General features: G+C 57.4%; 24 protein-coding genes. 10 read left to right on the top strand and 14 right to left on the bottom strand.

The window, feature by feature from the left end:
• The first annotated feature begins 2 nt into the window (after positions 1-2).
• From KDX30_RS05255 to KDX30_RS05215, 9 genes are all read left to right on the top strand, one after another.
• Entirely contained in the window at positions 3-527 is a 525-nt protein-coding gene (locus KDX30_RS05255) for a KdsC family phosphatase (RefSeq protein WP_231675187.1), read from the top strand.
• Between the two features lie 13 nt (positions 528-540).
• On the top strand, positions 541-1113 hold the full coding sequence (gene lptC, locus KDX30_RS05250; protein WP_027897838.1) for an LPS export ABC transporter periplasmic protein LptC: 573 nt from the start codon (positions 541-543) through the stop codon (positions 1111-1113).
• Positions 1100-1645 carry a lipopolysaccharide transport periplasmic protein LptA gene (lptA, locus tag KDX30_RS05245; protein WP_027897839.1) on the top strand — a complete coding sequence of 182 codons (546 nt, stop codon included), beginning with the start codon at positions 1100-1102 and terminating at the stop codon, positions 1643-1645. Before lptC ends, lptA begins: the two co-directional genes overlap by 14 nt.
• Positions 1646-2371: an LPS export ABC transporter ATP-binding protein gene (gene lptB, locus KDX30_RS05240; RefSeq protein ID WP_027897840.1), complete on the top strand. Its 726-nt coding sequence runs from the start codon at positions 1646-1648 to the stop codon at positions 2369-2371.
• Positions 2372-2556: 185 nt separating this feature from the next.
• On the top strand, positions 2557-4050 hold the full coding sequence (locus KDX30_RS05235; RefSeq protein WP_231675186.1) for an RNA polymerase factor sigma-54: 1494 nt from the start codon (positions 2557-2559) through the stop codon (positions 4048-4050).
• Positions 4051-4181: 131 nt separating this feature from the next.
• Positions 4182-4490 (top strand): ribosome hibernation-promoting factor, HPF/YfiA family, encoded by a 309-nt coding sequence (gene hpf / locus KDX30_RS05230; protein WP_027897842.1) that lies wholly within the window; start codon positions 4182-4184, stop codon positions 4488-4490.
• 12 nt (positions 4491-4502) lie between these two features.
• The gene (gene ptsN, locus KDX30_RS05225) at positions 4503-4967 is read left to right on the top strand and encodes a PTS IIA-like nitrogen regulatory protein PtsN (protein ID WP_027897843.1); all 465 of its coding nucleotides are present in this window, start codon (positions 4503-4505) and stop codon (positions 4965-4967) included.
• A gap of 2 nt (positions 4968-4969) precedes the next feature.
• On the top strand, positions 4970-5827 hold the full coding sequence (rapZ, locus tag KDX30_RS05220; protein WP_231675185.1) for an RNase adapter RapZ: 858 nt from the start codon (positions 4970-4972) through the stop codon (positions 5825-5827).
• A gap of 16 nt (positions 5828-5843) precedes the next feature.
• A complete protein-coding gene (locus tag KDX30_RS05215; RefSeq protein WP_122394941.1) occupies positions 5844-6116 on the top strand; it encodes an HPr family phosphocarrier protein in 273 nt (90 codons plus the stop codon).
• Positions 6117-6157: 41 nt separating this feature from the next.
• Here the strand turns inward: KDX30_RS05215 and KDX30_RS05210 are convergent, their stop codons facing one another.
• The 9 genes from KDX30_RS05210 to pmbA form a co-directional block, all read right to left on the bottom strand.
• The gene (locus tag KDX30_RS05210) at positions 6158-6463 is read right to left on the bottom strand and encodes an XRE family transcriptional regulator (protein ID WP_122394940.1); all 306 of its coding nucleotides are present in this window, start codon (positions 6461-6463) and stop codon (positions 6158-6160) included.
• The gene (locus KDX30_RS05205) at positions 6456-6821 is read right to left on the bottom strand and encodes a type II toxin-antitoxin system RelE/ParE family toxin (protein WP_231675184.1); all 366 of its coding nucleotides are present in this window, start codon (positions 6819-6821) and stop codon (positions 6456-6458) included. Before KDX30_RS05205 ends, KDX30_RS05210 begins: the two co-directional genes overlap by 8 nt.
• 173 nt (positions 6822-6994) lie before the next feature.
• Positions 6995-7339: a zinc ribbon domain-containing protein YjdM gene (locus KDX30_RS05200; RefSeq protein WP_027897848.1), complete on the bottom strand. Its 345-nt coding sequence runs from the start codon at positions 7337-7339 to the stop codon at positions 6995-6997.
• 88 nt (positions 7340-7427) lie between these two features.
• Positions 7428-8312: a ZIP family metal transporter gene (locus tag KDX30_RS05195; RefSeq protein ID WP_122708233.1), complete on the bottom strand. Its 885-nt coding sequence runs from the start codon at positions 8310-8312 to the stop codon at positions 7428-7430.
• A 29-nt stretch (positions 8313-8341) separates the two neighbouring features.
• Complete coding sequence (locus tag KDX30_RS05190) at positions 8342-8953, bottom strand: superoxide dismutase (RefSeq protein WP_027897850.1); 612 nt, start codon at positions 8951-8953, stop codon at positions 8342-8344.
• A 1-nt stretch (position 8954) separates the two neighbouring features.
• The gene (locus tag KDX30_RS05185; RefSeq protein WP_122662810.1) at positions 8955-9416 is read right to left on the bottom strand and encodes a hypothetical protein; all 462 of its coding nucleotides are present in this window, start codon (positions 9414-9416) and stop codon (positions 8955-8957) included.
• Between the two features lie 30 nt (positions 9417-9446).
• Positions 9447-10823 (bottom strand): class II fumarate hydratase, encoded by a 1377-nt coding sequence (locus KDX30_RS05180; protein WP_099270967.1) that lies wholly within the window; start codon positions 10821-10823, stop codon positions 9447-9449.
• Complete coding sequence (locus tag KDX30_RS05175) at positions 10816-11214, bottom strand: hypothetical protein (RefSeq protein WP_027897853.1); 399 nt, start codon at positions 11212-11214, stop codon at positions 10816-10818. Before KDX30_RS05175 ends, KDX30_RS05180 begins: the two co-directional genes overlap by 8 nt.
• 240 nt (positions 11215-11454) lie before the next feature.
• Entirely contained in the window at positions 11455-12801 is a 1347-nt protein-coding gene (gene pmbA / locus KDX30_RS05170) for a metalloprotease PmbA (RefSeq protein WP_231675183.1), read from the bottom strand.
• A gap of 107 nt (positions 12802-12908) precedes the next feature.
• Here pmbA and yjgA point away from each other — a divergent pair, with 107 nt between their 5' ends.
• Complete coding sequence (yjgA, locus tag KDX30_RS05165; protein ID WP_027898154.1) at positions 12909-13430, top strand: ribosome biogenesis factor YjgA; 522 nt, start codon at positions 12909-12911, stop codon at positions 13428-13430.
• A 50-nt stretch (positions 13431-13480) separates the two neighbouring features.
• Here yjgA and tldD read toward each other — a convergent pair whose 3' ends face one another.
• From tldD to KDX30_RS05140, 5 genes are all read right to left on the bottom strand, one after another.
• Positions 13481-14920 (bottom strand): metalloprotease TldD, encoded by a 1440-nt coding sequence (tldD, locus tag KDX30_RS05160; protein WP_027898155.1) that lies wholly within the window; start codon positions 14918-14920, stop codon positions 13481-13483.
• 2 nt (positions 14921-14922) lie between these two features.
• The gene (locus tag KDX30_RS05155) at positions 14923-15774 is read right to left on the bottom strand and encodes a carbon-nitrogen hydrolase family protein (RefSeq protein ID WP_027898156.1); all 852 of its coding nucleotides are present in this window, start codon (positions 15772-15774) and stop codon (positions 14923-14925) included.
• A 200-nt stretch (positions 15775-15974) separates the two neighbouring features.
• The gene (locus tag KDX30_RS05150; protein WP_231675182.1) at positions 15975-19793 is read right to left on the bottom strand and encodes a YhdP family protein; all 3819 of its coding nucleotides are present in this window, start codon (positions 19791-19793) and stop codon (positions 15975-15977) included.
• 177 nt (positions 19794-19970) lie between these two features.
• Positions 19971-21428, bottom strand: a complete 1458-nt coding sequence (rng, locus tag KDX30_RS05145; protein WP_027902220.1) for a ribonuclease G — start codon at positions 21426-21428, stop codon at positions 19971-19973.
• Positions 21425-22024 carry a Maf family protein gene (locus tag KDX30_RS05140; protein ID WP_099270971.1) on the bottom strand — a complete coding sequence of 200 codons (600 nt, stop codon included), beginning with the start codon at positions 22022-22024 and terminating at the stop codon, positions 21425-21427. The genes rng and KDX30_RS05140 overlap by 4 nt, the downstream gene beginning before the upstream one ends.
• Between the last annotated feature and the right edge of the window lies 1 nt (position 22025).

The following is a 22025-nucleotide window of genomic DNA, read 5'->3' as shown; positions in this document are numbered from 1 at the left end:
AAATGACTACCGATCTGCTGCAACGCGGCAAAAATATCAAACTGGCCATCTTCGACGTCGACGGCGTACTGACCGACGGTCGCCTGTACTTCCTTGAGGACGGTAGCGAATTCAAGACTTTCAACACGCTGGACGGCCAAGGCATTAAAATGCTGATCGCCTCTGGCGTGGCAACGGCCATTATCAGCGGCCGCAAGACCCCAGTGGTTGAACGTCGGGCAAAGAACCTCGGTATTGAACATCTTTATCAGGGCCGTGAAGACAAGCTGGTGGTTCTCGACGAACTACTCGGCCAACTCGGTCTGAATTACGAACAGGTCGCCTATCTGGGTGATGATCTGCCAGACTTGCCAGTCATTCGGCGTGTCGGCCTGGGCATGGCGGTGGCCAATGCCGCTACTTTTGTCCGGCAACATGCCCATGGCATTACCCTGGCGCGCGGTGGCGAAGGCGCAGCGCGCGAGTTCTGTGAATTGATCATGAGCGCCCAAGGCAGTCTTGAAGCCGCCCACGCAGCCTACTTATAGACAGAAGCCATTTATGCTTAGCAAACGAATTCGAACGTTTCTGATCCTCGGTGTGCTGGCATTTTTGCTGGCCGCCGCAGGCTATTGGAACATCAGCCCGGAAAGCTTCATGGAGCAACCGGCTGCTACGGTGGACGAAAGCGCCATCGACTTTTACGCAATCAATGCTCACAGCGTGCAGTATCTGCCGGATGGCAAGTTGCAGTACGAAATGACGGCCGACAAGGTCGAGCATATCAAGGCCACCGATGTGACAATGCTGACCACGCCAGACTTGCAGATGTACCGTGGCACCCTGTTTCCCTGGCATATCCAGAGCAAAACGGGTGAGGTTTCCCCTGGTGGTGAGCAAGTCGAACTGATTGACTCGGTTCGCATAGCAAGAACCGACGAGAAAAAACGTACGACCATAATTACCAGCAGTCGAATGACCGTATTCCCGCAGAAGCAATATGCGCAGACCGAGCAAGCCGTTAGAATCGACGGCGCGGGCGGTGTGACTACGGCCAAGGGAATGAAAGCGTATTTGAACGACGGCAGGATGGACCTGCTATCTAATGTAAGAGGACAGTATGAGGCTCGTTAAAACCCTTCCTTTTTTGCTTGGCCTGGGTGCAGCACTGGGAAGCGCGAGCGCCTGGTCCCTGCCGACTGATCGCGATCAGCCGATCCACATTCAGTCCGACGACGCACAACTCGACGACAAGAAAGGCGTTGCTACCTACAAAGGCAACGTAATCATCACCCAGGGCTCGATGAAGATCACCGGCAACACAGTGACCATCACACGTAATGCCCAAGGCGAAGTCGACGTGTTCACATCGGTCGGCAACCTGGCCTACTACGAGCAGAAGCCGTCTGTAGACAAGCCTATCGTTCAAGCCTACGCGATCACCATCCAGTACTACGCTGCGCAGGATCGTATCGTACTGATCGACAAGGCCAAGGTCATCAATGATGGCAACACGTCCGAAGGCGAGAAGATCGTGTATGACACGGTCAAGCAGATCGTCAGTGCTGGTCGTGCCAATGGCGGCAGCAAGGTGACCACGCCACGTCCGCGTATTGACATGGTTATCCAGCCGAAAAAGAAAACCGACCAGCAGAAGGCCCAGTAAATGGCGACGCTGAAAGCCCAGCATTTGGCTAAGAGCTACAAGGGCCGTCAGGTCGTTCGCGATGTGAGCCTGTCCATCGAAAGCGGCCAGATCGTTGGATTGCTGGGGCCTAACGGCGCTGGCAAGACCACTTGCTTTTACATGATTGTCGGCCTGGTTCAGGCGGATCAGGGGCGAGTGTTGATCGACGACCTGGATGTAAGCCACCAGCCCATGCACGGCCGTGCACGTGCCGGTATTGGCTACCTGCCACAGGAAGCCTCGATCTTTCGCAAGTTGTCGGTAGCCGACAACATCATGGCGATTCTCGAGACCCGTCAGGAACTGGACCGGGATGGACGCCGCAAGGAGCTGGAAAGCCTGCTGCAGGAGTTCCACATCACCCATATCCGCGACAATATGGGCATGAGCCTGTCTGGTGGTGAGCGCCGCCGCGTAGAAATCGCACGCGCACTTGCTACCTCACCGAAATTCATTCTGCTCGACGAACCATTCGCAGGTGTGGACCCGATTTCCGTAGGCGATATCAAACAGATCATCCACCATCTGAAAGCCAAGGGCATCGGCGTGCTTATCACTGATCACAACGTTCGTGAAACTCTGGACATCTGCGAGACAGCCTACATCGTCAATGACGGGCAGCTAATTGCCGAAGGCGACTCGGAAACCATTCTCGCAAATCAGCTGGTGAAAGAGGTCTACCTCGGTCACGAGTTCCGCCTGTAAAAAGAACTGCGGTGCCCGGCTTTAAAGGCGGGCATGCCTGGTTGTTGGTGCTGATGGTTATTAAATGCCAGCATCCCCTAGGCAAACACTTCAGTTTCAGGCATATAATTTGCTTATGTACGCGCCCAGGCGCTCGGTAGTGGATGGCGCATGTGCGCCGGCGAATAAGGTGTTAAGCCCCAGCCATGAAACCATCGCTAGTCTTGAGAATGGGCCAGCAGCTGACGATGACGCCGCAGCTGCAACAGGCCATCCGCTTACTCCAATTGTCGACACTGGACCTCCAACAGGAGATCCAGGAGGCACTGGAGTCGAACCCTATGCTGGAACGCCAGGAAGAAGGCGACGATTTCGACAACGCTGATCCACTGGCTGACAACGTCGAGCAGAAACCTAATCCTGATGTCCAGGAGCCGACTTATCAGGAGCCGGCGCCTACTGTGGACAACCTTGAAGAGGGCGACTGGAGCGAGCGCATCCCCAACGAGCTGCCCGTCGACACCGCGTGGGAAGACGTCTACCAAACCAGCGCCAGCAGCCTGCCCAGCAACGACGATGACGAATGGGACTTCACCACTCGCACCTCTGCCGGTGAGAGCCTGCAAAGCCATTTGCTCTGGCAGTTGAATCTGGCGCCGATGTCCGACACCGATCGCCTGATCGCCGTGACGCTGATCGACTGCATCAACAATCAGGGTTATCTGGACGAGACGCTGGAAGAAATCCTCGACGCCTTCGATCCCGAGCTTGATATCGAGCTCGACGAGATTGAAGCCGTGCTCCACCGCATCCAGCAGTTTGAACCCGCCGGCATCGGCGCGCGCAACCTTAGCGAATGCCTGCTGCTGCAACTGCGTCAGCTACCTGCAAAAACCCGTTGGCTCAACGAAGCACAGCGCCTGGTCAGTGACTACATCGACCTGCTGGGGAGCCGCGACTACTCGCAGCTCATGCGCCGCATGAAGCTCAAGGAAGATGAACTGCGCCAGGTCATCGAACTGGTGCAAAGCCTCAACCCTCGCCCGGGTTCGCAAATCGAGTCCACCGAAGCTGAGTATGTGGTACCGGACGTCATTGTGCGCAAGGACAACGAGCGGTGGCTGGTTGAGCTCAATCAGGAATCGGTCCCACGCCTGCGTGTGAATCCGCAATACGCCGGGTTTGTCCGCCGCGCTGATACCAGCGCCGATAACACCTTCATGCGCAATCAGCTGCAAGAAGCACGCTGGTTCATCAAAAGCCTGCAGAGCCGCAATGAAACCCTGATGAAAGTGGCGACACAGATCGTCGAGCACCAGCGCGGCTTTCTTGAGTATGGCGATGAGGCGATGAAGCCACTGGTCCTGCATGACATTGCAGAGGCCGTAGGCATGCATGAGTCGACCATTTCTCGTGTAACCACGCAGAAATTCATGCATACCCCCCGTGGTATTTACGAGTTGAAATATTTCTTCTCGAGCCATGTAAGCACCTCCGAGGGCGGTGAATGTTCATCCACAGCCATTCGGGCGATCATCAAAAAACTGGTTGCAGCGGAAAATCAGAAAAAGCCGTTGAGTGACAGCAAGATCGCTGGTTTACTGGAGGCACAAGGCATTCAAGTAGCCCGTCGCACAGTAGCCAAATACCGCGAATCTCTTGGCATTGCGCCGTCGAGTGAACGCAAGCGACTGATGTGACGAGAGGTACCGTAGCAACCGTGCGAGCGTTGGCCCGAGGCGGTTTCTACACAACCCGGTTGCTAGCCACAGCGTTCCAGTGGCAGGCAAACGCCTGCCTCTTTATGCACTGGCAATAAGGAGAAAGCGGTATGCAAGTCAACATCAGTGGACATCAACTGGATGTGACCGACGCCCTACGCGACTACATCACCGAAAAACTCGGACGACTGGAGCGCCACTTCGACAAGATCACTAATGTGCAGGTCATCATGGAGGTCGAGAAGCTCAAGCAGAAAATCGAAGCCACCCTGCACATCCCCGGCTCAAAGGTCGTCGCCAATGCGGAACATGATGACATGTACGCGGCAATCGACCTTTTGACCGACAAGCTGGATAGACAACTGCTCAAGCATAAGGAAAAACAGCTAAGCCTCCTTCAGGGTGCAACGGCTCGCTGATACCCCCAAAACATGATCCGACTAGAAAATATCCTGACCCCCGGCCGTTCACTCGTGAACGTGCCGGGCGGCAGCAAGAAAAAAGTCCTCGAACAAATTGCCAACCTGATCGGCAAAGAAGTGCCTGATCTGGATTCGGACGACGTGTTTTCGAGTCTTATCGCCCGTGAAAAGCTAGGTTCTACCGGCTTTGGTAATGGCATCGCCATTCCGCATTGTCGCTTGAAGGGGTGTGAATCTCCTATCAGCGCGTTGTTGCACCTGAACGCTCCTGTAGATTTCGACGCTATCGATGGCGCCCCCGTTGACCTGCTGTTTGTTCTGCTGGTCCCGGAAGCGGCTACCGATGCACACCTGGAATTGCTGCGCCAGATAGCCAGCATGCTAGACCGCAAAGAAGTGCGTGAACGCCTGCGTAGTGCCCCGAGCAATGAAGCCCTTTATCAGGTAGTACTGGACGAGCAAAACGGTCATTAATCATGCGCATGATCATTGTGAGCGGTCGCTCAGGCTCCGGCAAAAGCACAGCGCTGGACGTCCTGGAAGACAGCGGTTTTTACTGCGTTGATAACCTCCCGGCGGGCCTGCTGCCCGAGTTGGCCGAACGCGCGCTGATCAACACCGAGCTGGCTGACCCACTGCTGGCGGTGTCTATTGACGCACGTAACCTGCCCAGCCACCTGACCCGCTTCCCACAGATGCTGGAAGAGGTCCGTTCACGCAATATCCAGTGCGACGTGCTTTACCTGGATGCGGATGAATCAACGCTCTTCAAGCGGTTCTCGGAAACCCGTCGCCGTCATCCTCTGAGCAACGCAGACCGCTCGCTGGCCGAGGCCATTCGGGACGAGACCACATTGCTGGGGCCGATCATTGATCTTGCCGACCTGAAGATCAACACCACCCACCTGAATCTCTACCAGTTGCGCGACACCCTCAAGCTTCGCCTGCTGAACAAGCCGGAGCCGGGTACCGCGTTCCTGCTCGAGTCTTTCGGTTTCAAGCGCGGTATGCCCGTGGATGCCGATCTGGTATTCGACGTACGCTGCCTACCTAATCCTTACTGGAAGCCAGAGCTGCGAGAACAATCGGGAAAAGATCAGCCTGTTATCGACTATCTAGCTGCACAGCCTGATGTGGAGGAGATGTTTCAGGACATCTTCGCGTATCTAAACAAGTGGTTGCCGCGCTTTGCTGCCAGCAACCGCTCGTATGTAACCATTGCCATTGGCTGCACTGGCGGCCATCACCGCTCGGTGTACCTGACCGAGCGCCTGGGTCAGGTCCTGCAACAATCCCTCAAAAACGTTCAGGTTCGCCACCGCGACATAAGCTGAAAGGACTTCCCCTGCGATGCCCGCTCTTCAAATCACCATTATCAACAAGCTGGGCCTGCACGCCCGCGCAGCCGCCAAATTCGTCGGAGTCGCCGGCAAGTACCCCTGCCAGATCCGCGTGGGTCGCTCACCGGAAAGCATGGTGGATGGCAAAAGCATCATGGCAGTGATGATGCTCGCCGCTGGCAAAGGCACGGATATTCACCTTTCGACCGAGGGCGAGCAGGAGCAGGCTGCGCTGGATGGTCTGGTTGAGTTGATCAATAACAAGTTTGATGAAGGGGAATAGTCGTTGAACTCGGCGCGCCACAGCCTTTTACACTAACGCCCTCAACTCGCGAAATTTTCGATCTTGACCTGCCCATCCGGGAAAGTAGCGACAATCTCCAACTCTCCGCCCATCGCACGGATGTAATTGCGCAAAGTGCTGATGTACATATCCGTACGACGTTCCATTTTCGAAATAGCCGCCTGATTGACGTGCAAAGTCTTGGCTAGAGTCGCTTGGCTCAAGGCTTTTGCTTGACGCAATTCGTGAAGCGGCATTTGCTCCAGGTGCTCTTGATACAACCGATCAGCAGCGGCCCGGGACTCAGGCGACATACGCGCTTGCAGTTCGGAGAATTTTTTAGCCATCTGTAAGACCCTCTGTACGCAATGTTTCAAGGTGCTCGCGGTAAAGACGCTCAGCTAAAGGCACATGCTCATCGTACCAGCGGTTCTGCCCGGTTTTGTCCCCACCAATCAGCAATAAAGCGCAACGCCTGGGATCAAAGGCATAAAGAACCCGGTAAGGCCGACCGGCGTGCTGAACGCGAAGCTCTCTCAGAATGCCAAGACGCGCCCCGCTGATCCCACTGCTGTGTGGGAATCGTAGAGAGGGACCGAATTGCCCTAGCAGCCTGACGCTTGATTCAACACTGGCCTGTTCGTCCTCCCCCAAACCGTCCCACCAACATTCAAACTCATCTGTGTATTCAATTTCCCAATTCATAGAAGAACTATGAAACGGTGAAAATATAACCTCAACGGAATATATCAGCGAACGCTAACAGAAACCTCCGTAATTCATGTAGGAATTGTTCGTATATCTATACGGCACCTAAAAAAAATCCGGTCCCTTTCGGGTCCGGACTCTTCATCATTAACAGGGCTTACTCGAAACACTTACCCCTTCTTCACAAACTCCGACTTCAGCTTCATCGCGCCAATGCCGTCGATCTTGCAATCGATGTCGTGATCGCCATCCACCAGACGGATGTTCTTCACCTTGGTGCCAACCTTCACGACCAGCGAGGAGCCTTTGACTTTGAGGTCCTTGATGACGGTGACGGTATCGCCGTCTTGCAGGGTATTGCCTACCGAATCCTTGATGACTTTGACGTCATCAGCCGCTTCGCTGCTGCCGTCGGCAGACCATTCATGCGCGCATTCCGGGCAGATCAGTTGAGTACCGTCTTCGTAGGTGTATTCGGAATTGCATTTCGGGCAGGCAGGTAAGCTCACGGACATTCTCGCGTCGAAGGGTAAAAACCATGGATTATAAGTGGTTTTAGACGTAGGCAGGAGGCGAATGTCACTTCGCCGCCTCGCCCACCCTTCAAGCCAGGGCTGTGTCCATCACCATCATCAGGCAGAACCCCGCGATCAGGCCAAGGCTGGCGACCTTGTCGTGCCCATTGCGACGTGATTCGGGGATGATCTCTTGAGTAACCACCAGCAACATGGCACCGGCAGCAAATGCTAGTCCTAGCGGCAACAGCAACTCGGCGATTGCTACGAGCCAGGCGCACAGCAGTGCGAAAACCGGCTCAACCAGACCTGACGCAGCGCCGATCAGAAATGCCTTGAAGCGCGACATCCCGGCCCCCGCCAGCACCAACGCAATGACCAGTCCCTCGGGCACATCCTGTATCGCGATGCCCATGGCGAGACTGTCCGCGTCGGGCAAACCGCCGCCAGCGGACACACCAATAGCCATGCCTTCAGGGATGTTGTGGGCAATGATCGCGATGACGAACAACCAGATCCGCGGCGCAATTGCAGGAAGTTCTCCACCGCTCAGAGGCGAACCTTTGGAGACGATATGGTCAACCACAAACAAGCCGACAGCCCCGAGAAAAATACCAAGGCTGACAAGCCCGCCAGCACCCCACGGGGAAAATCCAAGGCTTTCAGCCGCCGCAAGGCCAGGCACGATCAGGGAGAACGCGGTCGCCGCCAACATCACTCCTGCACCGAAGCCGAGCAAACCATCGGACACCGATGCAGGCATGCCCCTGATGACCAGCACGGGAACGGCACCTAACGCGGTGCCCAGAGCACAAATCGCTCCGCCCTCAAGTGCCCGCATCAGGCGCGGTTCAAGATTCAGCCACTCAAGCGCATGAGCGACCAGAAGCGCCATACCTGCCAACAGCAGAACCGATCCCAGTGCCAGGCGAAACAACCGCCCGCTGCTGACGGTGAGTATTTCCGTGCGCATAAACTGCCCTGGATCTGATTATTGGGAGATCAGACCAGAGCGGCCTGGTAACGACGAGCGACTTCAGCCCAGTTGACGACGTTGTAAAACGCGTTGATGTATTCCGGGCGACGGTTCTGGTAACGCAGGTAATACGCGTGCTCCCAGACGTCCAGCCCCAGAATTGGCGTGTTGCCGTTCATAAGCGGACTGTCCTGGTTACCGCTGCTCTCAACCACCAGTTTTTTCTCCGGGGTCACGCTCAGCCAGGCCCAGCCACTGCCGAAACGTGTCAGTGCTGCCTTGGTGAAAGCATCCTTGAATTGCTCGAAGCCACCCAGTTGCTCATCAATCGCTTTTGCCAGTGCACCGTCAGGCGAGCCGCCACCGGTTGGGGTCATGACATCCCAGAACAACGAATGGTTGGCGTGCCCCCCACCCTGGTTGATGACCGCAGGGCGCAGCTTCTCCGGGAGTTGAGCGACAGATGCCACCAGCTTCTCGATTGGCCACTCAGCCCACTCAGTACCTTCAACCGCCGCGTTCAGGTTATTGATGTAAGTCTGGTGGTGCTTGCTGTAGTGAATCTCCATGGTCTGCGCATCGATGTGCGGTTCCAGGGCATCGTAAGCGTATGGCAAGGCAGGCAAAGTAAACGGCATATCAATGTACTCCGTAGAAAAGGCCGGAAGTGGCTGCGGCATTGCGTTGTAATGACGAGCGCGAATGCTCGCCGCCACTGTTCAACAGGCGATGGGTGCGCGGGTATTCACCGTGCTCGCTGATAAAACTCAGCAGCTCGGCGTAGGTTTTGCTGCTATGGCGCAACGCAGCCTGACGCAAAGCTGGCGGCAGACGTTGCTCTTGCATGACCCGCAACAGGTGCTGATGGATCGCGCACAGGTACTCCGCGCTCTCCTCCGGCTGGCCCAGACTCAAATGCAGGTCGGCAAGGTTGTGATGGGAAATGACGCAAGCGGCCACCGCTTCATCAGGGTTGGGCCAGCGCTCGAACAACACCTGAGCCAGCGCCAGCGCCTGCAGATACAACTCGCGGGCGTCAACCAGCTCACCGAGATTGAAACAGCGATTGGCTTTTTCGATTGTGCGTTTCCAATGCTCCATGGCGCGACTCCTCAAGCGATGGCCGACGGGTCAGATCCCGCCAGCAGTGAGTTTTTCCGGATCCAGCAATGCCTCCAGCTGGCTGCGCTGCAGGTCGGTGTGTTCAAGGGCGACGTCGATGATCGGACGCCCCTGCTTGTAGGCCGTCTTGGCAATTTCGGCGGCCTTCTGGTAACCAATGATCGGGTTCAGGGCAGTGACCAGAATCGGGTTGCGCGACAAGGCTTCCTTTAGCTTCGCTTCATTGACCTTGAAGGTCGCGATGGCCTTGTTGGCCAGCAGTCGGCTGGAGTTGGCCAGTAGCTCGATGCTGCTCAGCAGGTTTTGCGCAATGATCGGCAGCATCACGTTCAACTCGAAGTTACCTGACTGCCCGGCGACCGTGATCGCCGCGTCATTGCCAATGACCTGTGCCGCCACCATGGCTGTGGCTTCCGGGATCACCGGGTTAACCTTGCCCGGCATGATCGACGAACCCGGCTGCAAAGCTTCCAGTTCAATCTCTCCCAGCCCGGCCAGCGGACCGGAATTCATCCAGCGCAGGTCATTGGCGATTTTCATCAGCGAAACCGCAGTTCCCTTTAGCTGGCCAGACACAGCAACGGCCGTGTCCTGGGAGCCGATCAACGCAAACAAATCCTTGCCGGGCACAAAAGCCACGTTGCTCAAACGGCTCAAATGACTGCTGAAACGCTTGGCAAACTCCGGATGCGCATTGATTCCGGTACCCACGGCGGTGCCGCCCTGAGCCAACGCCTGCAGGCTTGGCAGCAAGGCCTGGAGATGTTCGATATTGGCGCGAATCTGCTGAGCCCAACCGTTCAGCACCTGACTCATGCGCACAGGCATGGCGTCCATCAAGTGTGTGCGGCCGGTCTTGATGAAGGGGTGCACCTCATCAGCCTTGCGCTCGATCACGTCGACCAGATGGGTCAACGCCGGTAATAGCTGCTCGTGCAACGCCAGGGCGGCACTGACGTGAATAGTGGTCGGGATAATGTCGTTGCTGCTCTGGCCACAATTCACGTGGTCGTTGGCGTTGACCTTGTCGCCCAGTACGCGGCTGGCAATGGTAGCGATGACTTCGTTGGCGTTCATGTTGGTGCTGGTGCCGGAACCGGTCTGAAACACGTCCACCGGAAAGTGCGCCATGTAATCGCCGCTCAGCAATTCCTGACAGGCACTGACAATCGCTTCGCTCTGCGCGGCCGTTATCTGCTCCAGCTCAAGGTTCGCGTGCGCGGCGGCAGCCTTGGCGAGCAATAGTGCACGGATGAACTGCGTTGGCATGCGCAGGTTACTGATAGGGAAGTTATTCACCGCACGCTGGGTCTGAGCGCCATACAGGGCCTCGGCCGGGACCTGCAATTCGCCCATGCTGTCGCGTTCGATACGGGTATTACTCATCGGAATTTCCTTGCACCAGTTCAGTAGGAGAGATCGAGGGCTGCAGCAGGCATGTCGCCAACTGCCAGCTGTAGGCCTGCCAGCGTTGTTGGTCGGCCGGGGAGTTGATGAGGGCCTTGAGATCGCGCAGCGGACGCCAGGCCTGATCGACGCATAGACAGCGCCAATGCCAGGGCAAAACCGTATCGCGAGCTGTGTCGATAAGCAGCCGGAAGGAGGTTTCAGCAATCATTCGCTGAGGCGTAGCGGTGAAGCGCGCCAGATACCGGCCTTCGGCGAGGTAGTGATCGATCAGCCGTGGTTCGTCAGGCTCAAGGGCACAACGAATTCTAAAACTCATCCCGCGCCAGTTTTCCAGGTGTGCAGGAAGTGCGTGCAAGACAGGACCCATAACCACGGCTCATCCAGATAATGATATTCATTATTAAATGATATTGAGAATCAAAACAACCGTAGAGGGTGAAGGGATTTAGAGGGGGAGGAGAATAATCGTCGGAACGGCATGTTTTTTTGTGGGAGCTGAGCTTGCTCGCGATAAGGCTGGACACGGTTCACTTCAGATCGCATCCAGCCTTATCGCGAGCAAGCTCAGCTCCCACAGAGACAAAGGTGGGTGCGGACAACTTTTGTATCAGCTACCGGCGACGGTCATCCGCTCGATCAATACAGAGCCCGTGCGGATGTTACTGCGTAGCTCGAGATCGCTGCCAACGGCAACGATTTGCTTGAACATGTCACGCATGTTGCCGGCGATGGTCACTTCCTGCACCGCGAACTGGATTTCGCCGTTCTCGACCCAGAAACCGGCCGCGCCGCGGGAATAATCACCGGTCACCATGTTCAGGCCACTGCCCATCAACTCGGTGACCAGCAGCCCGCGGCCCATGCGGCGGATCAGCGCTGCCTGGTCTTCAGTCCCGTGGGTGACGAACAGGTTATGCACGCCGCCCGCGTTTGCGGTGCTTGGCAAGCCCAGCTTACGGCCAGAGTAGGTGCTAAGAATGTAAGAAACCAACTCGCCATTTTCGACGAACGGTTTGGCATACGTTGCCAGACCATCACCGTCGAACGCCGAACTGCCCATGGCGCGCATCAAGTGCGGCCGTTCGTCAATGGTCAGCCATTCAGGAAACAGTCGCTGACCGATGGAGCCCTCGAGGAACGACGACTTGCGATAAAGATTGCCGCCAGAAATTGCCCCGAGGAAACTGCCGAACAGTCCACCGGCCAGCTCGGCCGAAAACAACACCGGCACTTCGCACGTCGGCACTGGACGCGCGCCCAGGCGGCTGGCTGCACGCTCGGCAGCTTTGCGACCGATGCTCTGCGGATCAGCCAGCAACTCACCCTGGCGACTCACGTCATACCAGTAATCGCGCTGCATCTGGCCATCGCCTTCAGCGATCATCACGCAGCTCAGGCTGTGGCGGGTCGAGGCATAACCGCCAATAAAGCCGTGGCTGTTGCCGTACACGCGGCAGCCCTGGTGGGTATTAAGCGTCGTGCCGTCGGCATTCTTGATCCGGCTATCGGCGTCAAAAGCTGCTGCTTCGCAGATCAAGGCTTTCTCGATGGCCTGTTCAGGCGTGATATCCCAAGCATGAAACAGGTCAAAATCCTGCTGTTCCCTGGCCATCAGCGCAGCGTCAGCCAGGCCTGACGCCTCATCCTCAGATGTATGTTTAGCGATGGCGAGCGCGGCGGCGACAGTCTCACGAACTGCATCAGCACCACTGGCTGAGGTACTGGCCGAGCCTTTACGCTGGCCTACGTACAAGGTAATGCCGAAACCCTGGTCACGATTGAATTCGACGGTTTCCACTTCGCGCTGACGAACCGAGGTCGACAGGCCCTGCTCCAGCGACACAGCGACTTCGCAGGCACTGGCACCCTGACGCCTGGCTTCGGCAATGATTTGCTCGACTTGTTCCTGCAGTGCGGGCAAGGCCTGTGGGCCGACGCTTTGTGATGCACTCATGACTTTCTCCATCAAATTCTGCTTTCGGCACGAGCCGAATACCGAGCGGGCCGGACAAGAGGCCCATGACTGGTTATCATGGCGGCGTTTATTTGCGGACTGCCCCCATGGTTGATTCTTACGACGACTCCCTCGACGGGGAGAAAAGCAAAACCCAGGTCAAACGCGAGCTGCATGCTCTGGTTGAACTTGGCGAGCGTCTTGTGTCGCTCAAACCTGATTTGCTGAACAAGCTGCCTTTGACCGATCCGCTGCGCAGAGCCTTGGCCGATGCGCCCAAGCACACGGCTCATATCGCACGCAAACGGCATATTCAGTTCATCGGCAAGCTGATGCGCGATCAGGATCTGGACGCCATTCTGGTGCTTCTCGATCAACTCGATGCCTCCACTCGCCAATACAACGAACGTTTTCACGGACTGGAACGCTGGCGTGATCGACTGATCGCCGGTGATGACGGTCTGCTCGAAATGTTCGTTGCTGAATATCCGGAAGCGGACCGTCAGCAGCTGCGTTCGCTGATCCGTCAGGCCCAACACGAGCTGGCCCATAACAAGGCGCCTGCGTCGAGCCGGAAAATCTTCAAGTACATCCGTGAGCTGGACGAGAAACAACGCGGTTTGCGTTAACACTCGACCATGGGGCGGACTGTTCATCAGTCTGCCCCGGCCTCACACCCTCAACCGCCCGTGCCGCCTACCGTGATCGCATCGATCTTCAGGGTCGGCTGACCCACACCTACCGGAACCGACTGACCATCCTTGCCGCAGGTACCGACACCGCTGTCCAGCGACAGATCGTTACCGACCATCGACACCTTGCTCATGGCCTCCGGGCCGTTACCGATCAACGTCGCACCTTTGACCGGCGCAGTAATTTTGCCGTCTTCGATCAAATAGGCTTCGCTGGTGGAGAAAACGAACTTGCCGCTGGTGATATCTACCTGACCGCCACCCAGGTTGGCGCAGTAGATACCGCGCTTGACCGACGCAATGATTTCCTGCGGATCGCTCTGCCCACCCAACATGTAGGTATTGGTCATCCGTGGCATCGGCAGGTGCGCATAGGACTCACGACGACCATTACCGGTGCGCGCTACGCCCATCAGGCGTGCATTGAGTTTGTCCTGCATGTAGCCCTTGAGCACACCGTTTTCGATCAGGGTCGTGCATTCAGTCGGTGTGCCTTCGTCATCGACGCTCAACGAGCCGCGACGTCCAGCCAGGGTGCCGTCATCGACAATGGTGCAAAGCTTTGAAGCAACCATCTCGCCCATACGGCCACTGTAGGCCGAACTGCCTTTGCGATTGAAATCGCCTTCCAGGCCGTGACCAACCGCCTCGTGCAGCAAGACACCGGACCAGCCGGAGCCGAGAACAACGGGCAGCGTGCCCGCCGGGGCAGGAATCGCTTCGAGGTTGACCAACGCCTGACGCAACGCTTCACGGGCATAACCCATGGCGCGGTCGTCGCTGAGGAAATAACGGTAATCGGTACGCCCGCCGCCGCCATGACCGCCACGCTCGCGACGGCCGTTCTGCTCGACGATGACGCTGACGTTGAAACGCACCAGAGGGCGCACATCGGCCGCCAGACTGCCATCAGTAGAAGCGACGAGAATACGTTCCCAAACGCCCGCCATGCTCACCGTGACCTGCTGAATACGCGTATCCAGTGCACGGGTGGCAACGTCAACCCGCTTGAGCAGTTCGACTTTCTCCGCGCGGGTCATCACTTCCAGTGGGTTATCCGGCGCATACAACTGGGCCACGTCCTGTGCAGTGAAAGCCTGCACGGTGCCATTCTGACCGGCGCGGGAAATCGAGCGCGCAGCGCGAGCTGCCGTGGTCAGGGCTTCGTGAGTGATTGCATTGCTGTAGGCAAAACCGGTTTTCTCACCCGATTGGGCACGCACGCCAACTCCCTGATCGAGGTTGAAGCTGCCCTCTTTGACGATGCCGTCTTCCAGCGACCAGGACTCAGAAATCTGCCCCTGGAAATACAGGTCAGCGGCATCAATGCCTGGACCGGCCAGCTCGCCCAACACCGATTGAAGGCTGTCGAGGTTCAAGCCACCAGGTGCCAGAAGGTGTTCGCTGACAGAGGACAAGTCGCTCATATTCACTCCGAGGTCTGCACAGGCCGCACGGCGTCCTGCGTAAAAAATCGCCGGTGACTGGACACCGGCATCCGCGCCCTGATGGACGCCTGTTCTTCGTTGTCCCGTTCGGCCAGCAGCACCGCCTCGCCCTGCGCCTGTTCGGCCAGGACTCGCCCCCAGGGGTCGACGATCGCTGCATGCCCATATGTTTCCCGAGGTCCCGGATGAACTCCGCCCTGCGCGGCCGCCAGCAGATAGCACTGGGTTTCAATGGCTCGCGCACGGATCAGAATGTCCCAGTGCGCTGCGCCGGTAACGGCGGTAAAGGCCGACGGCGCAGTAATCAATTCAGCCCCTGCCTTTCGCAGAGCGGTGTACAGCTCAGGGAAGCGCAAGTCGTAGCATACGGTCAAACCGAGACGCCCCACTGGCGTGTCGGCAACCACCACATTGCTGCCATGAGCATAGTCGTCGGATTCCCGATAACGTCCACGACTGTCTGACACGTCCACATCAAACAAGTGCAGCTTGTCGTAACGCGCCACGTGCTCGCCATGCTCATCAATCAACAATGAACACGCGGTAATCTTGCCTTCAGGATTATCAATCGGCGGTAAAGGTATGGTTCCGGCAACTATCCATAACTTGAGGTCGCGAGCGGCCAGTTTCAACCATGGCAGGATTGGCCCCTGGCCTAAAGCTTCCGCCCGGCCGATATCCGCGACATCGCGACGGCCCATGGCAGCAAAGTTTTCCGGCAGTACCGCCAGGCGCGCTCCAGAAGCAGCAGCTTGTTCCAGCAGTCGCCGGGCCTGAGTCAGATTGCCCGGCACGTCGCTCTGGCTAACCATTTGAATCACGGCAAAAGACATGGCGGCCTCTCCTCAAACAACGCGCGAACCTCTGAATTGGAATGCATTTTTCTGTAGGAGCTGACGAGCATCGCGAGGCCGCGATAGCGATTCACCTGATACAACGCCATCGCGGCATCGCGGTGCTCGTCAGTTCCTACAGGGTCTCGCGGCGTCTGGGCGATGGACCCCATATAGCTTCCACTGTACTCCATGACAAACTATTGAGGTTTTTCAAACGGCTTGTCGAACGTGATCTTTGGCTCTTTCCAGGGCCCTTCGACCTTGTACTGAACGCTGGCGAATCGTGCGACACGATCGCCCAGCAGCTTATCGACCAGGAACAACGCCCCGCCAATAGCGGGCGCACCGACAATCAAAGCAGCGATCGGAAGGTTATTAGTGACCGGCAGCGTCACCAGCAGCTTGGCATCGACTCGATCCTTGACCATGTCCAGCGTCCCGTTCAACTCCAGATTGCTCGAAGGCCCGGTCAGGGTAATCGGCGTGCGCGTGACATAAACACCATCGCTCGCGATCAGCAGGCCTTTAACCCTATCGTAGCTCAACCCTTTGCCCAGCAAGTCGGAGAAATCAAGACGCAAACGACGGCCGATGGAGTTGAAGTTGAGCAGACCAAACACTCGCAATGCCTGTGCTCCGCCTTCCACCTCGACAAACTGGCCTTTTTCAAGCTTGGCATCCAGGCTGCCGGAGAAACGCTTGAGCGCCACCCAGGCCGGTGATCCGGGCCAACGACCATCGGCGTTCAATTCGAGTTTTTCGGCAGTGACCGTTGGGGCAAACCCCCATGCCTTGAGGATATCCCCGAGGTTCTTGCCTTCAACATTGCCCCGGTACCAACTGCTGGTTGAACCCGGCGTGCCTTCCCAGCCACCCTCGCCTTTCAAACGTATGCCCTTGAGACCCAGGTCCATGTCAGACAGACGAATACCTGTGGGCGTAGGACGAATCTTGAGGGCCCATGCGCCCAATAACTGCTCGCCCTGAAACAGCTGCGTGACCTTCACATCAAGCGCCGGAATCTGGCTCGGATCGATATCGGCCAGTGGGTCTGGTGCATTCTCTACAACTACTGCGGCTGGATCAGGCGCAGGCAGTCGGACATAAAGCATGTCAATACCAATAGGTGCGGTCTTCACGTCAGGAAGCGTCGCAGTACCCTTGGCAAGCTGGCTATCCAGCGAAAGCGCCCAGTTGTCGGTGTTGCGTTTGAGTTGAACACTGGCGTTGTCCAGCGTGGTGCCCATGGCGGTCAGCTTGCCAATCTGCAGGTCGACGTTATTGACCAATTGCTTGGCGCTACTACCGGGATTATCACCGGCGTAACGTTTAACCATTGCTTGCCAGGGCGCGACATCGAGTTCCGAAAGTGAGCCTCTGACACGCAGGCCTTTGGCGTCCGGGACAATGGCGCCGCCGTCGCCGAGAAACACCTCGCCACGCCCGTCGCCCAGTTTGTCCGGTGTCGCGGCGTAAGCCAGATTGGCCAGCTTGCCGGAGGCAAAACCAAAGCGCCGTTCAGCGCCCTGAAGGGTCATGCGGAATTCGCTGTCCAGGCTACTTTCAGCCGACTTGCCGAACGGTGCGGGCAAATCCACTGCTACGCCTTTCAGGCTGGAGTTGATCCGCAACGAGCTATCTGCGCCCAGAGTCAGTTGCAGCTGATACGGAATATCGCCAGAAACAGGTAACGGCTGGGTAACGCCCAACCATTCAGTCAGACGTTTTACCGTGACCTGACCGTTGGCAACCACACGAGTAAGATTGGCGCCGGGCTTGCCTTCCGCTGCGATTTCCGCAGTGACAGGGCGATCAAACGCCTGCGCCTGAACACCCTTACCACTTAACCCCTTGGCATTATCAAAGCGAAACTCGCCTTTCAATTGGGTCAGATCCAGCGCCGGGTCAGCCAGTTTCAAACGTGCGCCCTGGGTGCTGAAGTCCACAGCGATTTTCGGCTCCTGCCCTTTGACCAATGGGATATCCAGCTTCAGCTTGCCATCCAGCGGACCCGTGCCCTGCCAGCCCGCGAAGGTACTGGCAGTACCAATAGGCGCCTCCTGCAAAATCTTCACGCCATCGGCCAGTTGACCGGAAAAGTTGCCGTCTACCAGCAAATGGCTGGGTTGTCCGGCTGGAGTGTGGGGAATATTGACCTGTACCTTGCTGATATCGGTATTGAGCAGCTTGCCCTTGCTGGCTTTGACACGCACGCCACTGTTCTCGACATACACCTTGCCGTCCACGCCAGTCAGCTGCGGCCAGCCGGGTTCGAAGTCCAGCGTCGCGTCACGCACCTTGAAAAACAAACTGATGACCCGGGCGGTGTCAGCCGCGTTCTTGCTCAGCGACCCCTGGTACTGGAAGAAACCCTGATCAACCTTGCCGCCGATGATCGCCGTACGCAGCCACTTGTCCAGGTCCGGGCTGAGGACAGCCGGCAGATACTTGCTGGTGTAACTGCCGTCGCCATCGACCATGCCCACGCGCAGGTCCATGTAGTCCTCATCCGCCCGCTCATGCTCCAGATGCAGTCGAATCAGGAAGTCCGCAGCGATCTTGCCCTCGTCGCCCAGCACTTTGATGTAGGGCGCGATCAGCGTGAAAGTCTCGTCATCCAGACGCCAGGTCAGGCGAGCATTGGCTTTGGGATAGGTCCACTCGTTTTTGAAAATCGGATACAGGTGCAGCATGAAGTTGTCGCTGTCGAGGCGCAGTTCACCCTGCCCCAGATCACCACTGATCGCGCCGCTGACATTTCCCGCCCCAGGAGCACCGTGATAAGCATTAAACCCGATGCTTTCCAGATTGGCGGCGAAGCTCAGGCGCTTGTCACCCACCGCTTGCGGGCGGTAATCCACCAGTGCGTTACGCAGTGCACCCGTCACCTTGAGGTTATCAACGACCTGCATGAAGGTGTCCGGCAACGGAGCCAGAGACTTCAACAGAGGCGTCACCGGAGTCAGATCAAGCCGGTCAGCCTGAACATGCCAGGTTTCTTCCTGATCGCTGGTGGCGATCTTCTGCTCAAGCTGAATGCGGCTTTCCCAGCGCTGGCCGTTCAGGTCCATGGCCAGAGAGCCAAGGTTCACTTCAAAGCCGCTATCGTTTCGTTCAAGCCACGCGTTGAGCGCCAGATTGTCGATCTTCGACGATTTTCGCTCGGCATAAGCCGCTTTCAGCGTCGGCGCATTGAGGCGTGCGACAGCACTTTGCACAGTGCCCTTGCCCCAGCTCAGCCAGAACTCGCCACCCGCCTTCAGGGTCGATACTTTCCATTCGCGGGTCAGGGTTTTGGGCAGCCACTTCGCCCAGTCGCTTTGTGGCAGGCTCAGGTAGATATCGGCTTCACCCTCCTTCCACGCGCTGGCCTGAATCCGCGAGCGAACGTTAAGGGCAAGTGGTTGACCATCCGGGAGTGTCAACCGCGCATCAAGACGCTGATGGGTGCTGCCCGTCGCCAGACTGATGTTCACATAAGTCAGGGTCAGCGGTGCTTGCTCAAAAGGCTGCAGGGTGAGCTGACTGTTGAGCAGAGAGAGGCGCGATACAACCTGCATCTGGTTGAGAATCTGCTCGGGATCAAGCGTTTTATCATCCTGGACCGGCAAACCTTGCAGCGCCCAATGACCGTCCTGATCCTCCTTGAGGATCACCTGCAATCCGTTGACTTCGACGTGGGAAAGTCGCACATCCCATGCCAGCAAGCTGGCCCAGAGATCGGGTTCTGCGCGCACTTCATCAAGACGCACAGCGTTTGCGCCCTCGCCGACCATTACATCGTTGGCGACGAAAACCGGTGAAAAGCCACGCCAGCTGCCTTCAAGGCTGCCGATAGCCAAGGGCATGCCGACTGCAGCCTGCGCCTTGCTCTGGACTTCAACACGGTAACCCGCGACCAGTGGCGTCAGCTCACGACCGACGCTGACATACAGAGCCGCCAGGATCAGAACCAATGCGCAGAGACTCAGACCCCAGCGCGTCAGGAGCGAGGCCAAACGTGTCAGACGCCCCATTTCAGCGAGCCTCCGGACCGGTATGCGCGCCAATCGGCTTGCGTGAAATGGCCCCACTCAATGGTGCAGCTACTGCCAGGGGTTAGCTCATTTACCACGCATAGTTCTCTGCTTGTGACGGCATGCATGCCGCTGGCCCTGAGGCACCGTTAACAATTCAATCTATAAGGTGCACTGTCAGAGCAGCACGACGTCGTATTGTTCCTGTGAATACATGGTTTCTACCTGAAAACGAATAGTGCGGCCGATGAACGCTTCCAGTTCCGCCACATTACCCGACTCTTCGTCCAGAAGGCGGTCTACAACCCGCTGATTGGCCAGTACCCGGTAGCCCACCGCCTGATAGGCACGGGCCTCACGCAGAATTTCCCGGAATATCTCGTAGCAGACGGTTTCCGGCGTCTTCAGCTTGCCGCGCCCCTGGCAAGCATGACAAGGCTCGCACAGCACCTGCTCAAGGCTTTCACGGGTTCGCTTGCGGGTCATCTGCACAAGCCCCAACTCGGTGATCCCGATGATGTTGGTCTTGGCGTGATCGCGCTCCAGTTGTTTCTCCAGGGTACGCAGGACCTGACGCTGGTGCTCACCGTCTTCCATGTCAATGAAGTCGATGATGATGATGCCGCCCAGATTACGCAGGCGCAGTTGACGGGCAATGGCCGTTGCCGCCTCCAGATTGGTCTTGAAGATGGTTTCTTCGAGGTTGCGATGCCCGACGAAGGCGCCAGTGTTGACGTCGATGGTGCTCATTGCTTCGGCCGGATCGATCACCAGATAGCCGCCGGACTTGAGAGGAACCTTGCGCTCAAGCGCCTTCTGGATCTCATCCTCAACGCCGTAGAGGTCGAAGATAGGCCGCTCGCCAGGGTAATGCTCCAGGCGGTCAGCGATCTCAGGCATCAGCTCAGCCACGAATTGCGTGGTTTTCTGGAAGGTTTCCCGGGAGTCGATGCGGATCTTCTCGATACGCGGGCTGACCAGATCACGCAACGTGCGCAGCGCCAGACCAAGATCTTCGTAGATCACATTGGGCGGGCTGACGGTCTTGATCTGCTCACCGATCTGATCCCAGAGGCGGCGCAGATAACGAATGTCCATAAGGATTTCGTCAGCCCCGGCACCTTCGGCCGCAGTACGCAGGATAAAGCCGCCAACCTCTTTGATGCCTTCGAGGGCAACGCAATCGCTGACCACTTTTTTCAGTCGCTCACGCTCGCCCTCGTCCTCGATCTTCAGAGAAATCCCGACGTGCGCCGTCTTGGGCATGTACACCAGATAGCGCGAAGGAATTGACAGCTGCGTCGTTAGTCGCGCGCCTTTGCTGCCAATCGGATCCTTCGTGACTTGAACGACGAGGCTCTGACCTTCGTGCACCAACGCGCTGATGGTTTCGACGGCAGAGCCTTCACGCATGGAGATTTCCGAGGCGTGAATGAACGCTGCACGGTCCAGCCCGATATCAATGAACGCGGCCTGCATGCCGGGCAACACCCTGACAACCTTGCCTTTATAAATGTTGCCCACGATGCCGCGACGCTGGGTCCGCTCGACGTGAACCTCTTGCAGAACACCGTTTTCCACCACTGCCACGCGTGATTCCATTGGCGTGATGTTGATCAGAATCTCTTCACTCATGACTTGTCACCTTCCTGGCCTTGCCAACAGGGTATGCCGAAACGGCTCAGCAGTTCTGCGGTTTCGCATAGCGGCAAGCCCACCACTGCGGAATAACTACCGTGCAAACCCTCGACGAAAATCGCCGCCAGGCCCTGAATAGCGTAGCTGCCTGCCTTGTCCTGAGGCTCGCCACTGGCCCAGTAAGTCTGGATTTCTGCAGTAGAGATCGAGCGAAAACGCACCCGACTGGAGACGACGCGGGTTTCGCAACGCTGTTGACTGACCAGCGCAATCGCCGTCAACACCTCGTGTTCACGCCCCGACAACGCCGTCAGCATGCTCTGGGCATCCGCTTCATCCCGAGGCTTGCCGAGGATATGACCGTCGAGCACCACAGCAGTGTCAGCCCCCAACACGCAGCCCTGATCATCGGTCAGCAACGCCAATCCGGCTTGCGCTTTGCCACGGGCAAGACGCTCGACATAGGCCGTCGGGGTTTCTTCGCTGTGGGGAGTTTCGTCAATCTGTGCGCTGAGCACCGTGAAGCGAACGCCAATCTGGGTCAGTAATTCCCGACGGCGCGGCGAGCCAGAGGCCAGAAAAAGCGGGGGCATT

The organism is Pseudomonas quasicaspiana (assembly GCF_021147825.1).
In the GTDB taxonomy this organism is placed as follows: Bacteria; Pseudomonadota; Gammaproteobacteria; order Pseudomonadales; family Pseudomonadaceae; genus Aquipseudomonas; species Aquipseudomonas quasicaspiana.
This window is presented reverse-complemented; position numbering and strand designations above follow the sequence as displayed.

Bases quoted from the DNA above. Each gene is read 5' to 3' on its own strand.
- KDX30_RS05255 (WP_231675187.1), top strand. From the start codon at position 3: ATGACTACCGATCTGCTGCAACGCGGCAAAAATATCAAACTGGCCATC.
- lptC (WP_027897838.1), top strand. From the start codon at position 541: ATGCTTAGCAAACGAATTCGAACGTTTCTGATCCTCGGTGTGCTGGCA.
- lptA (WP_027897839.1), top strand. From the start codon at position 1,100: ATGAGGCTCGTTAAAACCCTTCCTTTTTTGCTTGGCCTGGGTGCAGCA.
- lptB (WP_027897840.1), top strand. From the start codon at position 1,646: ATGGCGACGCTGAAAGCCCAGCATTTGGCTAAGAGCTACAAGGGCCGT.
- KDX30_RS05235 (WP_231675186.1), top strand. From the start codon at position 2,557: ATGAAACCATCGCTAGTCTTGAGAATGGGCCAGCAGCTGACGATGACG.
- hpf (WP_027897842.1), top strand. From the start codon at position 4,182: ATGCAAGTCAACATCAGTGGACATCAACTGGATGTGACCGACGCCCTA.
- ptsN (WP_027897843.1), top strand. From the start codon at position 4,503: ATGATCCGACTAGAAAATATCCTGACCCCCGGCCGTTCACTCGTGAAC.
- rapZ (WP_231675185.1), top strand. From the start codon at position 4,970: ATGCGCATGATCATTGTGAGCGGTCGCTCAGGCTCCGGCAAAAGCACA.
- KDX30_RS05215 (WP_122394941.1), top strand. From the start codon at position 5,844: ATGCCCGCTCTTCAAATCACCATTATCAACAAGCTGGGCCTGCACGCC.
- KDX30_RS05210 (WP_122394940.1), bottom strand. From the start codon at position 6,463: ATGGCTAAAAAATTCTCCGAACTGCAAGCGCGTATGTCGCCTGAGTCC.
- KDX30_RS05205 (WP_231675184.1), bottom strand. From the start codon at position 6,821: ATGAATTGGGAAATTGAATACACAGATGAGTTTGAATGTTGGTGGGAC.
- KDX30_RS05200 (WP_027897848.1), bottom strand. From the start codon at position 7,339: ATGTCCGTGAGCTTACCTGCCTGCCCGAAATGCAATTCCGAATACACC.
- KDX30_RS05195 (WP_122708233.1), bottom strand. From the start codon at position 8,312: ATGCGCACGGAAATACTCACCGTCAGCAGCGGGCGGTTGTTTCGCCTG.
- KDX30_RS05190 (WP_027897850.1), bottom strand. From the start codon at position 8,953: ATGCCGTTTACTTTGCCTGCCTTGCCATACGCTTACGATGCCCTGGAA.
- KDX30_RS05185 (WP_122662810.1), bottom strand. From the start codon at position 9,416: ATGGAGCATTGGAAACGCACAATCGAAAAAGCCAATCGCTGTTTCAAT.
- KDX30_RS05180 (WP_099270967.1), bottom strand. From the start codon at position 10,823: ATGAGTAATACCCGTATCGAACGCGACAGCATGGGCGAATTGCAGGTC.
- KDX30_RS05175 (WP_027897853.1), bottom strand. From the start codon at position 11,214: ATGGGTCCTGTCTTGCACGCACTTCCTGCACACCTGGAAAACTGGCGC.
- pmbA (WP_231675183.1), bottom strand. From the start codon at position 12,801: ATGAGTGCATCACAAAGCGTCGGCCCACAGGCCTTGCCCGCACTGCAG.
- yjgA (WP_027898154.1), top strand. From the start codon at position 12,909: ATGGTTGATTCTTACGACGACTCCCTCGACGGGGAGAAAAGCAAAACC.
- tldD (WP_027898155.1), bottom strand. From the start codon at position 14,920: ATGAGCGACTTGTCCTCTGTCAGCGAACACCTTCTGGCACCTGGTGGC.
- KDX30_RS05155 (WP_027898156.1), bottom strand. From the start codon at position 15,774: ATGTCTTTTGCCGTGATTCAAATGGTTAGCCAGAGCGACGTGCCGGGC.
- KDX30_RS05150 (WP_231675182.1), bottom strand. From the start codon at position 19,793: ATGGGGCGTCTGACACGTTTGGCCTCGCTCCTGACGCGCTGGGGTCTG.
- rng (WP_027902220.1), bottom strand. From the start codon at position 21,428: ATGAGTGAAGAGATTCTGATCAACATCACGCCAATGGAATCACGCGTG.
- KDX30_RS05140 (WP_099270971.1), bottom strand. From the start codon at position 22,024: ATGCCCCCGCTTTTTCTGGCCTCTGGCTCGCCGCGCCGTCGGGAATTA.